The sequence below is a fragment of the Paracoccus everestensis genome (assembly GCF_021491915.1).
Classification (GTDB): domain Bacteria; phylum Pseudomonadota; class Alphaproteobacteria; order Rhodobacterales; family Rhodobacteraceae; genus Paracoccus; species Paracoccus everestensis.
The window spans coordinates 840,816-853,875 of the sequence record NZ_CP090836.1 but is presented as its reverse complement, the minus strand read 5'-3'; the positions used below and the strand labels follow the sequence as shown (position 1 = coordinate 853,875).

The window sequence follows — 13,060 nt, the reverse complement described above, 5'->3', positions numbered from 1 at the left end:
CTCCAGGGGGCAGCAGGCGCCCATTACCATCTGGCGGATCTTCATCCGCAGGTCGAGGTGAAGATGACCGGCAGCAGCGTCACCGCACTGGCCACTGCGCCCACCCAGTTGCCCGACCGGACCAGCAGGTTCTGCCGGCCGGTGCCCGGCATCCGGTTCCACAGGATCAGCCCCCCGTGCAGGGCCAGCCCGGCCAGCCACAGCAGGATCATGCCCACCGGATGCAAGGGGCCGAACGGGGTTGCGCGCGCAGGCCACTCCAGGGCGCATCCCAGGCCATGCAACCCATAGACCGCGGAAAACAGCGCGCCCCACAGCATCGGCCCGGCAAGCATGCGCGCGACCCAGGCCATCAGCCGATCTCCTGCAAGGCCACGACGCCCAGCGACAGGACGGACGTGGCCAGCCAGAACGCCTGGAACAACTGCCAGACCGGCGCGGCACCCCGGCGCATTCGGCTGGTCCGCCCCTGCCGGGCATCGCACAGGCTGCGCAGCGCCAGCATCAGCGTGACGACCCCGTAAAACCCGGCATGGCCCAGCAGCACCGCGCGCAGGGCGTCGCGGGCATGGCGGCGGGGATCGTCCAGTTGCCAGGCCAGCACGCCCAGCAGCGCCACGGCCAGTCCCGCGGCCAACACCCCGGCAAGGGCCACCGTGACACCAAGGGGATCAGCCCGGCGCGTTTCGGCCAAGATGGCGGCAAGCGTGGCCCCGGCCATGGCCAGCAGCGCGGCCCCGGCGGTCAGCAGGGCGCCCAGGGTCAGGCCGCTGTCCGGGGCAGGCCAGTTCGGGGCGATCACGGTCAGGAACCCCACGCCGAACAACAGCGAGGCATAAAGCGTGCCGCCTGCGACCAGCAGCGTCACCGTGCCGCTGTAGGCAAGGGTCCGGCGGACCTGCCAATGTTCCGGCAGGGCCAATCCCGGCGCCACCGGGATCGGTGCGGCGTCGCGCGGGCTGCCCATGAACCCGCCCCAGTGCCATCCGGCCCACAGCACCGCCGCAACAGCCAGCGGCGTCAGCCAGTAAAGCCCCGCCAGCATCAGCAGGAAGAAACTGCCAAGCGCGGCGGCGGTCCAGATCGGCAGCATCGTATTGCCCGGCACCACCGCAACGTGGTCGGGGCGGCCCGTTCCCCCGTCGGTCACCAGAACCTCTCGCCGGGTGCGGGGCGCACCGGGCAGCAGCCCCTCGCCCCGCGCCAGTGGCAGGACCGCGCCTGCGTCGCACCGCCCCGGTCCGGGAAGCGAGGCAAAGTTATAGGACGGCGCGGGCAGCGCCATGGCCCAGTCCAGCGTATCGGCCCGCCAGGGATTGCGGTAGCTGCGCCGCCCGAAAAGCCATTGCATCGCGATGTCCAGGACGAACAGGGCAAAGCCCATCGCCATCACCATTCCGCCCACCGAGGATATCAGGTTCAGCCATTCCCATTCCGGGTTGTCCGGGTAACGGTCGATCCGGCGCGGCATCCCCAGCAGCCCGGTCAGGTGCATCAGGAAAAAGGTGCCGTGAAAGCCCAGCAGGATCAGCCAGAACGCAGCCTCGCCCAGGGCGCGCACCCGGAACCGGCCGCTGATCATCGGCATCCAATAGGTGACGCCCGCCATCATCGGAAAGACAAAGCCGCCCACCAGGACGTAATGCAGGTGCGCCACGACGAAGTGGGTGTCATGGGCCTGCCAGTTGAAGGGCACCATGGCCAGCATCACCCCGGTCAGCCCGCCCATGACAAAGGTCAGGAAGAAGCCGATCACGTGCAGCATCGGCAGCCGCAGTTCCACCCGCCCCGCCCACATGGTCCCGATCCAGGAGAAAATCTGGACCGAGGTGGGCACCGCCACCAGGGCCGAGGCGGCGGAAAAGAACGCAAGCGCCATATGCGGGATGCCCACCGTGAACATATGATGCACCCACAGCCCGAATGACAGGAACACCAGCCCGACGATCGCCGCGACGATGGCGCCGTAACCCAGGATCGGCACGCGCGCGAAGACTGGAATGATCGTCGAGAGGACACCGGCGGCGGGCAGGAAGATGATGTAAACCTCGGGATGGCCAAACAGCCAGAACAGGTGCTGCCACAGCAGCGGGTCGCCGCCGCGCAGCACGTCGAAGAACGGCCAGTCGAAAGCGCGTTCCAGTTCCAGAAGGATGGACCCCAGGATCAGCGGCGGAAAGCCCACCAGCATCATCGCGGCCGTCCCCAGCATATACCAGCCCATCAGCGGCATCCGGGTCAGCGCCATCCCCGCCGCGCGCAGGCGCAGGATCGTCACGATGATCTCGACCGCCGCCGCCACGGCCGAAATCTCGACGAATGTCACCCCCAGCAGCCAGACATCGGCGCTGATGCCGGGGGTATGGGTCTTGCCCGATAGCGGCACATACATGAACCAGCCGCCATCGGGCGCCACGCCGAACAGCAAGGACGCCAGGATGATCGTGCCGCCGAACAGATAGCACCAGTATCCAAGCGCCCCTAACCGGGGGAATGCCATGTCGCGCGCGCCCAGGATCTTGGGCAGCAGCCACATGGACAGCCCTTCCAGCATGGGAATGGCAAACAGGAACATCATGATGCTGCCGTGCATCGTGAAGATCTGGTTATACAGCGCGGTATCCAGGAACGCCCCGTCCCGCGTGGCAAGCTGCGCCCGGATCAGCATCGCCAGCACGCCGCCGACGGCAAAGAACACGAACGAGGTCGCCATGAACCGCAGCCCGATCGTGGTGTGATTGACCGAGGCAAGCGCGCCCCGCCACCCCGGCAGGTCGGACCAGACCCCCTCCAACTGCCGGTGCAGCCGCAGGGCCTTTTGGGGCGGGTTCGGCGCGACGGGCTGCAGATCTGCGGTCATGGACGGCTTTCGGCTGAAAGGAAGGGAGGCGGGGCGGCGGGATCATAGACCACCACCTCGAACCGCATGGCGGCGTGGCCCAGGCCGCAGAATTCGGCGCACAGCCCTTCGTGGATGCCGGGGGCGTCGGCCATCAGGCGGTGGATGTTGCGATGGCCGGGGATCGCGTCCATCTTGCCGCCCAACTGCGGCACCCAGAACGAATGGATCACGTCGGGGCTGGTCAGCACGATGTCGAAGGGGTGGCCTGCGGGGACATACAGGATCCCTTCGGTGACGACCGGCCCGTCCGGGCCGGGCTGGGTAAAGCGCCAGCCCCAGTTATAGGCCTCGGCCTCGACCTGCAGGGCGCCGTCACTCCGCGCGATCATCCGTTCGCCTGCCCACAGGGCAAATCCCAGCAGGACCGCAAGAACCGACATGGGAAAGCCCAGGCCCCACCAGATCGTCCAGCCGCGCTCTCCCGTCGGGCGCGGGCCGCGCCACAGCGCAAGGCCCGCCAGCGCCAGGACCAGGGCCGTGATCACCGCGGCACCGGCCAGCATGGCCCACCACAGCATCGCGATCTGTGCCGCCGCCGGTCCCGCGGGGGCCAGCGTGCTTGCCCCGCCCCCGCACCCGGCAAGCACGGGAACCGCAAGGGCCGTGCAAAGCTTCCCCTTGCGCAAAGCCCAAGGATGATGCCGATGCGACCAAAGCGAACCTGGCGGCAACGCCGCCGTTTGTCCGACCCGATCGAGGAACATTCCGCTTTCAACGACACCGAATCCAGGTTCGCGATCGCGGGCCATCCGCTGCACGCGATGCTGATCACCTATCCCATCGCGCTTGCGTTCCTGACCTTCGGCGCCGACGCGATGTTCTGGTGGACGGGCGACGCATTCTGGCCGCGCGCCGCCGTCTGGACGGCAGGCATCGGCTTTGTCATGGGCGTCCTGGCAGGCATCAGCGGCACGGTCGAATTGCTGATCGTCCCCGGCATCCGCATCCGCGCGCCCAGTTGGACGCATTTCATCCTGGCCTGCACGCTTTTGTCGGTGCTGGGCGCCAACTGGGGCTATCGCCTCCCCAACCCCGAACAGGCGGTGTTGCCGGTTGGGATCCTGATTTCCGCCCTGGGCTTGCTGATGACCACGATCACCGGCTGGCACGGCGGCAAGCTGGTCTTCGACTATCAGATCGGGACGCAACAGGATCACGGCAACTGACCCCTTGGTTCCTGCATGAAGGCGGGCAGCAGGTCCGCCACCCATGACAGGTCGGGCTTGGCCAGAACCAGCCACAGGATCGCCCCGATGGCGGGCAGGATCACGGCCAGCGCGATCCCGGGATAGGGCATCTCGTAACCCTTGGTGGGATCGGTTCCCCGGCCATAACGCTGCAGGCCGGATTGTTCGATCAGGTGCCCCAGCCAGGCATGGGCCAGCGCCATGAAACTGACAAAGGCCAGCTTGGCGATCAGCCACAGGTCGAACACCCCGGCCGCGAAGATCAGCGCGGTTCCCGCCACAACGGCGATCACCGCCGCCGGGGTGGCAAAGGCGACATAGCCGTAATGCGTCAGCAGCCGAAATTCGGAATAGCGGACCTGCCGCCGCGCGTGGCCATAGCTCATCAACAGCAGCGGCAGCGCGACCAGACCCGCGCACCAGCACAGCATCGCCGCGATGTGAATGGCCTTCAGCGCCGCGATCATGCCGCAAAGCCCCGCTGCCAGCCTTGCCGCAGCATCCAGCCCGCAAAAGCGGCCATTGGCAGGAAGCCCGGCACCCACAGGATCAGCCCGGCCAGCCGCTGGTCGTCAAGCGCCGTCAGGCCCCAAGGCGCGGCGCCATCGACGTGCTGGATGTAAAGAACAGCGGGCGCGAAGGTCAGCACCGCGCCCAGCAGGCCCATCAGCCCGGCCAGGCCCATTGTCAGGAAACTGTGGCCCAGCACCGAGGAACGCGGGCCGGTCAGCACCGCCGACCAGAAGGCCCAGGCAGGCAGGAACAGCGCCGCCTGCATCAGCCAGTAAACCGCATCGGACCGCCAGATCGCGTCATAAACCACAGGCAGGTGCCAGGCCCCCATCGCCAGGGCCATTCCCGTAGCCCCGGCCTGCGCAGGCGCGCGCGCAGCCAAGGGCCAGGCCAGAGCCAGTGCGGGCGCGGCCACCCCCGCCAGAACCAGATGATGCAGCGCGCGGGCCGAAAACAGCGATACGGTCAGCGCGCACAGCGGCGACACAAAGGCAACCGCAAGTGCCAGGACGGCAATGCCCCCGGCCCTGCCGTTTCCTTGCCGCCACAAGACCACGGAAAGGACCGCCAGTCCGGCCAGCAGAGGCGGATCGACATTCCAGGCCGCCCACAACCCGTCAGGCGCAACGCCCGGTCCGCAATAGGGTTGGCTCATTGAACCTCGCTTTCCGCCGGCGGGAGGCCGCAGGCTATCCAACGACAATACCGAACCACGCCCATGGGTTTCGTGCAATGCGCGGGCTGGGCGCCAAGACAGCCGCTGCCAGCCGGTTTGCGGCAAGCGGTAGTTTTTTTCCGAAAACGGAAATTTTGCGTCTTTTCCCCATGCCGGGGGATTTACACAAGGCGCGCCTGCCCTTCATTCACGGGGGTCAAGCGCCGCAAAACCGTCCATGGTGGCGGCACAGTCTTTTTGGGGGGAAACCATATGCCGACATCACTGGTGCTGGAACGCAAGGGCAAGCTGTCGTTGCGCGACATCGACCTGGATCAGGATCTGTCGCCCACCGATGTGCGCATCGCCGTGCATACCGTGGGCGTCTGCGGATCGGACGTGCATTACTATACGCATGGCAAGATCGGCCCCTTTGTGGTCACCGATCCCATGGTCCTGGGCCACGAGGCATCCGGCACCGTGGTCGAGGTGGGCAGCCAGGTGTCCCACCTGAAGATCGGCGACCGCGTCTGCATGGAGCCGGGGATCCCCGACCAGACATCCCGCGCGTCCAAGCTGGGGATCTACAACGTCGATCCGGCCGTGCGGTTCTGGGCGACGCCGCCGGTCCATGGCTGCCTGACGCCGCAGGTCGTGCATCCGGCCGCCTTCACCTATCGCCTGCCGGACAGCGTGTCCTTTGCAGAAGGCGCCATGGTCGAACCCTTTGCCATCGGGATGCAGGCCGCGATGCGGGCGCGCATCCAGCCCGGCGATACCGGCCTGGTCCTGGGGGCCGGTCCCATCGGCATGATGACCGCCCTGGCCGCCTTGGCAGGGGGCTGCGCCAAGGTCTTCGTGGCCGATCTGGCGCAACCCAAGCTGGACATCATCGGCGCCTATCCGGGAATCGAGACGATCAACATCCGCCCCACCCCCGCGGCCCAGGCAATCGCCCAGGCGACCGACGGCTGGGGCGCGGATGTGGTCTTTGAATGTTCGGGCGCGGCCCCCGCGATCCTGGGGCTGCCGCAGCTTGCCCGCCCGGGCGGAACCATCGTGCTGGTGGGAATGCCGGTCGATCCGGTGCCCTTCGACATCGTCGGCCTTCAAGCCAAGGAACTGCGGGTGGAAACCGTGTTCCGCTATGCCAATGTCTATGACCGGGCGATCTCGCTGATCGCGGCGGGCAAGGTCGATCTGAAGCCGCTGATTTCCGCGACCCTGCCCTTTGCCGACAGCATCGCCGCCTTTGACCGCGCCGTCGAAGCACGCGAAACCGACGTGAAGATCCAGATCCAGATGCCTCACGCCTGAAACGCCGCGCAGGGCGCCTGATACGAACCTGCTAGCAAAGACTGCGGGAAAGTATAAGGCGCCCTGATGCCGTTATCTGCTGTAGGCAACAGCTATCTGCCCCTGATCGCCCATTATGCCCCCGGATTTCGCCCCATTTTTCGCCGCTTTGCGGCATAATGCGGCATTGCAGCATCGCCTTGGGCCGCACTGCCAAATCCCGGCTAATGATATTTCCGCAGGATACGGCAAAAAAGTATCGGAATATTTCCTGTGGCGTCGTGGAGGGTCGCGCCCCGGCCATGATACCAATGATGCAGCGCCCAAGGAGGGGCCGGCATTGCCCAAGGCAAGCCGTGCTGGCGCGGAGGGGAGGAACCGATGCAACCCGATCTGGAACTGGTCCATATCCGCAAGGGCGAATCCTTTGCCGCCTGGAAGCACGGCTATCCGTTCCGCACGGTGCGGTGGCATTTCCATCCCGAATACGAAATTCACCTGGTCGTCGCGACCACGGGCAAGTTCTATATCGGCGATCATGTGGGCGAATTCGGTCCCGGCCAGCTGATCATGACCGGTCCGAACCTGCCGCAGAACTGGATCAGCGCCATCCGCCCGGGCGAAATCGTGCCCCAGCGGACCGAGGTGATCCAGTTCCCCGAAAGCTTTATCGACGCCGCAAGCGACGCCTTCCCGGAAATGGAGGGGGTGCGCCATCTTCTGGAGCGCAGCCGCCGGGGCCTGTTGTTCGGCGAAGACACCAGCCGCGCCGTCCGCCCCCTGATGCGCGCCCTGATCGAGGCGCGGGGCGTGCGCAGGCTGGGGCTGTTCTTCCAGATCCTCGACCTGCTGGCGACCGCACCGAAGTCGCAGACCCTGGCCAGCCTCAGCTTCGTGCTGGACATGGAGCGGGCCGAGGAATCGGCCATGAACCGGGCCATCGGCCATTTGCGCGAAAACCTGCTGGAAACGGTCAGCGAATCCGAACTGGCGGGGCTGACCGGACAAAGCCAAAGCGCCTTTTCCCGGTCCTTCAAGCGCCATACCGGCACGACGCTGGTGCGCTATCGCAACCAGCTGCGCATCGACCTGGCCTGCCATATGCTGCTGTCCGACCCGGACGCCCGGGTGGCCGACATCTGCTATGACGTGGGCTTTTCGAACCTGTCGAACTTCAATCGCCATTTCCTCAAGCTGAAGAAGATGTCGCCGTCGGAATTCCGCGCAACCTTTGCGGCCAACCAGACGATCCGCATGGCCAGCTGACCCGCCGCACAAAACCCATACCCCCCGAACACGGCCCGCGCATCGCCGGACGTGCCGGGGGGAAGACTGCCAGTTCCATCAACGGGAGGACGACCCATGAAGACCCTGCTGAAGACCGCATCCGCCGCGGCCCTTCTTGCCGCCTCGGCCAGCCTGGCCGCGGCACAGGACGACGCGCTGAAGATCGGCATGACGTTCCAGGAAATGAACAACCCTTACTTCGTGTCCATGCAGGAGGCCCTGAACGAGGCCGCCGCCCAGATCGGGGCCGAGGTGATCGTCACCGACGCGGGCCATGACGTGGCCAAGCAGATCTCGGACGTGGAGGATATGCTGCAACAGGGCATCGACATCCTGCTGCTGAACCCGACCGACAGCGCGGGCGTGGAATCGGCCGTGCGCATGGCCAAGGACCAGGGCGTGATCGTGGTGGCGGTGGACGCCAATGCCAGCGGCCCGGTGGATACCTTCGTGGGGTCGAAGAACCGCGACGCGGGCTATCAGTCGTGCAAATACCTGGCCGAGGCGCTTGGCGGCCAGGGCGAGGTCGCGATCCTGGACGGCATCCCGGTCGTGCCGATCCTGGAACGCGTCGAAGGCTGCAAGGCCGCCCTGGCCGAAAGCGAGGGGATCACGCTTGTGGACACCCAGAACGGCCGTCAGGACCGTTCGGTCGCGCTTGGCGTGGTGGAAAACATGATCCAGTCGCATCCGAACCTTGCGGGCATCTTCTCGGTCAACGACGGCGGCGCGATGGGCGCCCTGGCGGCGATCCAGGGATCGGGCCGCGACATCAAGCTGACCTCGGTCGATGGCGCGCCGGAAGCCGTCAAGGCCATCGCCGACGGCACCGCCTTCATCCAGACCACCGCGCAATTCCCCCGCGATCAGGTCCGCGTGGGCCTGGGCATGGCGCTGGCGCAATACTGGGGCGCCCGCGTGGTCCCGGCGGAAGTGCCGATCGACGTGCGCACCGTGGACAGCGAGAACGCCGCCGATTTCAGCTGGTAAGCCAGCCGTGAACCTGGCCGCGTCCCTGTTCCGGGGGCGCGGCCCTTCGATCAGCCAAGGGGGCCTTCATGCTTGAACTGAAGGGAATACGAAAAAGCTTCGGCCGGATCGAGGTTCTGCACGGCGTCGACCTGCACGTGAAGGCGGGCGAGGTTCACGCCCTGCTGGGCGAAAACGGCGCGGGCAAGTCGACCCTGATGAAGATCGTCTGCGGCATCATCCAGCCCAGCGAGGGCCGCATCGTCGTCGAGGGCCAGGACCGCAAGTTCGCCAATTACGACGAGGCGATCGCGGCGGGCATTGGCATCGTCTTTCAGGAATTCAGCCTGATCCCCTATCTGACCGCCGTCGAGAATATGTTCCTGGCGCGCGAATTGAAGACCCCCCTGGGCCTTCTGGACCGCAAGGCGATGCGCAGCCGGGCCCAGGCGATCCTGCGCAAGCTGGAGGTCGACCTGCCGCTGGATGTCCCGGTCGCCCGCCTGTCGGTGGCCGAACAGCAGTTCGTGGAAATTGCCAAGGCGCTGTCGCTGGACGCGCGCATCCTGGTTCTGGACGAACCCACCGCCACCCTGACCCCGACCGAGGTCGAGCATCTGTTCAAGGTCATGCGCGAACTGCGCGCGGCGGGCGTGGCCATTGTCTTCATCTCGCATCACCTGGAGGAAATCTTCCAGATTTGCGACCGCATCACCGTTCTGCGCGACGGCGAATATGTCGCCAGTTGCGACGTGGCGGGAATCACCACCGACCGCCTGGTCGAAATGATGGTCGGCCGCCGGATCGAGAACAGCTTTCCCCCCAAGCCTGCCCCCGCCCCCGCGGCCAAGACCGTGCTGGAGGTCGAGGAGGTTCAGTTGCGACGGGGCGGCCCGGTATCGTCCTTCCAGCTGCGCGCCGGAGAGATCCTGGGCTTTGCCGGGCTGGTCGGATCGGGGCGGACGGAAACCGTGCTGTCGATCCTGGGCGCCTATCCCGCCGCGCGCTGCAAGGTCAGGGTGGACGGCGTCCGGACCCGGCTGAACGATCCCGCCGACGGGCTGGCCCATGGCATCGGCCTTTTGCCCGAAAGCCGCAAGGAACAGGGGCTGATCACCAGCTTTTCGATCCTGCAGAACCTGTCGTTGAACAATTACGGCAAATACCGCCAGGGCCACTGGTTCATCGACTTCAAGAAGGAACGCGCCTTTACCCGGACGGCGATGGACCAGGTCCGCGTCAAGGCCCAGGGACCGGATGCGCGCGTCGATACGCTGTCGGGCGGCAACCAGCAAAAGGTCGTCATCGCCCGCTGGCTGAACCACGACATGCAGATCCTGATCTTCGACGAACCGACGCGCGGCATCGACGTGGGCGCCAAGGCCGAAATCTATCAGCTGATGCGCGACTTCACCGCGCGGGGCTGCGCCATCATCATGATCTCGTCCGAGCTTCCCGAAATCATCGGCATGTCCGACCGGGTTTGCGTGTTCCGGTCGGGCGGCATCGTGGCCACCGTCGAGGGCGCCGCCATCACATCCGAGGAAATCATGACCCACGCAACGACCGGGAGGGTCGATCATGTCGCATGACGCCAACACCGCAACCGAGGCCCCCGGCAAGGGGCGCCGCGCCGCACTGGACTGGCTGTTCCATTCGCCGCTGGCCCTGCCCCTGGTCGGGCTGATCGTGGTGTCGATCCTGATGGCCTTTGCCAGCGACAACTTCTTCACCCTGAACAACATCCTGAACGTGCTGCGGCAGGTGTCGGTGGTGGCCATCCTGGCCGTGGGCATGACCTTTGTCATCCTGACCGGCGGCATCGACCTGTCGGTGGGCGCGGTCATGGCGCTGTCGGGCACCATCGCGGCGGGCCTGATGGTCAACATGGGCCTGCCGGGCGGGGTGGGGCTGATCGCGGCCCTGCTGGTGGGCCTGGGGCTGGGCCTGTTCAACGGCGCCCTGGTCGCCTGGGGCCGGATGCCCGCGATCATCGTGACCCTGGCGACCATGGGCATGGCGCGGGGCCTGGGGCTGATCTATTCCGGCGGCTATCCGATCAGCGGGTTGCCCGGCTGGGTGTCGTGGTTCGGGGTGGGCCGCATCGGCATCATCCCGGTTCCGGTGGTGATCATGGTGATTGTCTATGCGCTGGCTTGGGTTCTGCTGCAACGCACCCCCTTTGGCCGCCATGTTTATGCCATCGGCGGGAACGAGACTGCGGCCCGCCTGTCGGGCGTGCGGACGCGGCGGGTCAAGCTGGCGGTCTTTGCCATCTCGGGCGTGACGGCATCCTTGGCGGCGATCGTGCTGACCGGCCGGCTGATGAGCGGCCAGCCCAATGCGGGCGTGGGCTTCGAACTGGACGCCATCGCCGCCGTGGTGCTGGGCGGCACGGCCATTGCGGGCGGGCGCGGGCTGATCCTGGGCACGCTGATCGGCGCGGTGCTGCTGGGCATCCTGAACAACGGCCTGAACCTGGTGGGGATCAACCCCTATATGCAGGACGTGATCAAGGGCCTGATCATCCTGCTGGCCATCTATATCGGCCGCGAATGGCGCTAGGCGGGGACAAGGCCATGGGAACGCATTTCATCGGCATCGACGTGGGCACCGGATCCGCCAGGGCCGGGGTGTTCGACGCGCAAGGCGCGCTGCTGGGAACAGGCAAGGCCGATATCGCGATGCACCGCCCCGGCGGGGACATCGCCGAACAATCCAGCGCCCAGGTCTGGGATGCGGTGTGCGCGGCCACGCGCACAGCCCTGGGCCGCGCGGGGATCGATCCCGGCAGAGTCACGGGCATCGGCTTTGACGCCACCTGTTCGTTGGTAGTGGCGGGCGACGGGCCGTTGGGCCTGGGCGATGCCGACCATCCCGAACGCGACATCATCGTCTGGATGGATCACCGGGCCGTGGACCAGGCGGCGCGGATCAATGCGGGGGGGCATGACGTCCTGAAATACGTGGGCGGGCGCATCTCTCCTGAAATGCAGACGCCCAAGCTGCTGTGGCTGAAGGAACACCGCCCCGAGATATTCGGCGCCGCCCGGCATTTCTTCGACCTGACCGATTTCCTGACCTGGAAGGCCAGCGGCAGCACGGCGCGGTCCACCTGCACCGTCACCTGCAAATGGACCTATCTGGCGCATGAAGGCCGCTGGGACGCCGCTTATTTCCACGGCATCGGGCTGGGGGAACTGGCAGAGGAAGGCTTTGTCCGCATCGGCACCCAGGTGGTGCCGCCCGGCACCCCGCTGGGCCGGGGGCTGACGCCGGACGCGGCACGGGCCATGGGACTGCCTGCCGGGATCGCGGTGGCGGCGGGGTTGATCGACGCCCATGCGGGCGGCATCGGCACGGTCGCCGCGCGCGGCGGGCCTCAGAATCCGGTCAGCACCCTGGGCTATGTCTTCGGCACCTCGTCCTGCACGATGACCACGACCCTGGATCCGGCCTTCGTGCCGGGGGTCTGGGGGCCGTATTTCTCGGCCATGGTGCCGGGGGCCTGGCTGAACGAGGGCGGGCAATCGGCGGCAGGCGCAGCCATCGACCATCTGCTGACGCTGCATCCCGCCCATGACGCCGCCACGGCCCTTGCCGGGGCGGACGGGAAATCCCTGCCCGAATGGCTGGCAGACGCCGCCCTGGCCCAGGCGGGCGATGCGTCCCAGGCGGTGCGGCTGGCGGCCCATCTTCATGTGGTTCCCGAATTCCTGGGCAACCGCGCACCCTTTGCCGATCCTCATGCCCGCGCGGCGATCCTGGGCCTGGGGATGGACAGCGACGTGCAGTCCCTAGTGGCGCTGTATGTCGCGGGTGTCTGCGGGCTGGGCCACGGGCTGCGCCAGATCGTCGAGACGCAAGCGGCCCATGGCGCGGGCGTGGACCGCATCGCCATCAGCGGCGGCGCGGGCAGGCATCCCCTGATCCGCCAGATCCTGGCCGATGCGACCGGCCTGCCGGTGGATGTCACCGCCTGCGACGAACCGGTGCTGCTGGGTTCGGCGATCCTGGCCGCAGTCGCGGCGGGGGCTTTCCCCGATATTGGCACCGCGATGCCCGCCATGTCGTCGGTTGCGGCCACCCATCATCCCGCAACCGGCCCGGTCCGCCACCTGCACGATGCGCGCCACGCGGCCTTTACCACCTTGCAGGACGTGGCCCGCAGCATCCGCGCGCAAACTCAGGCCTGCCTGAACCGTTTTTCCCCCGACCAGGCCGCGACCGGCCCGTCCCATTCGTAAGGCG

The 13,060-nt window shown here is 66.8% G+C and carries 12 protein-coding genes; 7 read left to right on the top strand and 5 right to left on the bottom strand.

Annotated features, from left to right (window positions below; translation table 11 throughout):
* Positions 1 to 41: 41 nt before the first annotated feature.
* From LZ585_RS04245 to LZ585_RS04235, 3 genes are read right to left on the bottom strand one after another with little or no spacing between them, the layout of a single operon-like run.
* On the bottom strand, positions 42 to 353 hold the full coding sequence (locus LZ585_RS04245) for a hypothetical protein (RefSeq protein ID WP_234855195.1): 312 nt from the start codon (positions 351 to 353) through the stop codon (positions 42 to 44).
* Positions 353 to 2,860, bottom strand: coding sequence for a cytochrome c oxidase subunit I (ctaD, locus tag LZ585_RS04240; RefSeq protein WP_234855194.1), 2,508 nt, complete (start codon positions 2,858 to 2,860; stop codon positions 353 to 355). The genes LZ585_RS04245 and ctaD overlap by 1 nt, the downstream gene beginning before the upstream one ends.
* Positions 2,857 to 3,489 carry a cytochrome c oxidase subunit II gene (locus LZ585_RS04235; protein WP_234855193.1) on the bottom strand — a complete coding sequence of 211 codons (633 nt, stop codon included), beginning with the start codon at positions 3,487 to 3,489 and terminating at the stop codon, positions 2,857 to 2,859. Before LZ585_RS04235 ends, ctaD begins: the two co-directional genes overlap by 4 nt.
* Before the next feature lie 57 nt (positions 3,490 to 3,546).
* Between LZ585_RS04235 and LZ585_RS04230 the strand changes: the two genes are divergently transcribed.
* The gene (locus LZ585_RS04230; protein ID WP_234855192.1) at positions 3,547 to 4,068 is read left to right on the top strand and encodes a DUF2231 domain-containing protein; all 522 of its coding nucleotides are present in this window, start codon (positions 3,547 to 3,549) and stop codon (positions 4,066 to 4,068) included.
* Here LZ585_RS04230 and LZ585_RS04225 read toward each other — a convergent pair.
* Positions 4,056 to 4,556, bottom strand: coding sequence for a CopD family protein (locus LZ585_RS04225; RefSeq protein ID WP_234855191.1), 501 nt, complete (start codon positions 4,554 to 4,556; stop codon positions 4,056 to 4,058). The genes LZ585_RS04230 and LZ585_RS04225 overlap by 13 nt on opposite strands.
* Positions 4,553 to 5,257: a cytochrome c oxidase assembly protein gene (locus LZ585_RS04220; protein ID WP_234855190.1), complete on the bottom strand. Its 705-nt coding sequence runs from the start codon at positions 5,255 to 5,257 to the stop codon at positions 4,553 to 4,555. Before LZ585_RS04220 ends, LZ585_RS04225 begins: the two co-directional genes overlap by 4 nt.
* A 273-nt stretch (positions 5,258 to 5,530) precedes the next feature.
* On the opposite strand from LZ585_RS04220, the gene LZ585_RS04215 reads away from it, so the two are divergent.
* From LZ585_RS04215 to LZ585_RS04190, 6 genes are all read left to right on the top strand, one after another.
* Positions 5,531 to 6,574 carry an NAD(P)-dependent alcohol dehydrogenase gene (locus LZ585_RS04215; protein WP_234855189.1) on the top strand — a complete coding sequence of 348 codons (1,044 nt, stop codon included), beginning with the start codon at positions 5,531 to 5,533 and terminating at the stop codon, positions 6,572 to 6,574.
* Between the two features lie 360 nt (positions 6,575 to 6,934).
* The gene (locus LZ585_RS04210; RefSeq protein ID WP_234855188.1) at positions 6,935 to 7,819 is read left to right on the top strand and encodes an AraC family transcriptional regulator; all 885 of its coding nucleotides are present in this window, start codon (positions 6,935 to 6,937) and stop codon (positions 7,817 to 7,819) included.
* A gap of 96 nt (positions 7,820 to 7,915) precedes the next feature.
* Entirely contained in the window at positions 7,916 to 8,830 is a 915-nt protein-coding gene (locus LZ585_RS04205) for an ABC transporter substrate-binding protein (protein ID WP_234855187.1), read from the top strand.
* Between the two features lie 68 nt (positions 8,831 to 8,898).
* Positions 8,899 to 10,401: a sugar ABC transporter ATP-binding protein gene (locus LZ585_RS04200; protein ID WP_234855186.1), complete on the top strand. Its 1,503-nt coding sequence runs from the start codon at positions 8,899 to 8,901 to the stop codon at positions 10,399 to 10,401.
* Complete coding sequence (locus LZ585_RS04195; protein ID WP_234855185.1) at positions 10,391 to 11,374, top strand: ABC transporter permease; 984 nt, start codon at positions 10,391 to 10,393, stop codon at positions 11,372 to 11,374. The genes LZ585_RS04200 and LZ585_RS04195 overlap by 11 nt, the downstream gene beginning before the upstream one ends.
* The gene (locus LZ585_RS04190; protein ID WP_234855184.1) at positions 11,365 to 13,056 is read left to right on the top strand and encodes an FGGY-family carbohydrate kinase; all 1,692 of its coding nucleotides are present in this window, start codon (positions 11,365 to 11,367) and stop codon (positions 13,054 to 13,056) included. The genes LZ585_RS04195 and LZ585_RS04190 overlap by 10 nt, the downstream gene beginning before the upstream one ends.
* Positions 13,057 to 13,060 lie beyond the last annotated feature (4 nt).

Excerpts from the sequence above, each read along its gene's own strand:
- LZ585_RS04245 (WP_234855195.1), bottom strand. The coding sequence starts at position 353 with ATGGCCTGGGTCGCGCGCATGCTTGCCGGGCCGATGCTGTGGGGCGCG.
- ctaD (WP_234855194.1), bottom strand. The coding sequence starts at position 2,860 with ATGACCGCAGATCTGCAGCCCGTCGCGCCGAACCCGCCCCAAAAGGCC.
- LZ585_RS04230 (WP_234855192.1), top strand. The coding sequence starts at position 3,547 with ATGCGACCAAAGCGAACCTGGCGGCAACGCCGCCGTTTGTCCGACCCG.
- LZ585_RS04225 (WP_234855191.1), bottom strand. The coding sequence starts at position 4,556 with ATGATCGCGGCGCTGAAGGCCATTCACATCGCGGCGATGCTGTGCTGG.
- LZ585_RS04220 (WP_234855190.1), bottom strand. The coding sequence starts at position 5,257 with ATGAGCCAACCCTATTGCGGACCGGGCGTTGCGCCTGACGGGTTGTGG.
- LZ585_RS04215 (WP_234855189.1), top strand. The coding sequence starts at position 5,531 with ATGCCGACATCACTGGTGCTGGAACGCAAGGGCAAGCTGTCGTTGCGC.
- LZ585_RS04210 (WP_234855188.1), top strand. The coding sequence starts at position 6,935 with ATGCAACCCGATCTGGAACTGGTCCATATCCGCAAGGGCGAATCCTTT.
- LZ585_RS04205 (WP_234855187.1), top strand. The coding sequence starts at position 7,916 with ATGAAGACCCTGCTGAAGACCGCATCCGCCGCGGCCCTTCTTGCCGCC.
- LZ585_RS04200 (WP_234855186.1), top strand. The coding sequence starts at position 8,899 with ATGCTTGAACTGAAGGGAATACGAAAAAGCTTCGGCCGGATCGAGGTT.
- LZ585_RS04195 (WP_234855185.1), top strand. The coding sequence starts at position 10,391 with ATGTCGCATGACGCCAACACCGCAACCGAGGCCCCCGGCAAGGGGCGC.
- LZ585_RS04190 (WP_234855184.1), top strand. The coding sequence starts at position 11,365 with ATGGCGCTAGGCGGGGACAAGGCCATGGGAACGCATTTCATCGGCATC.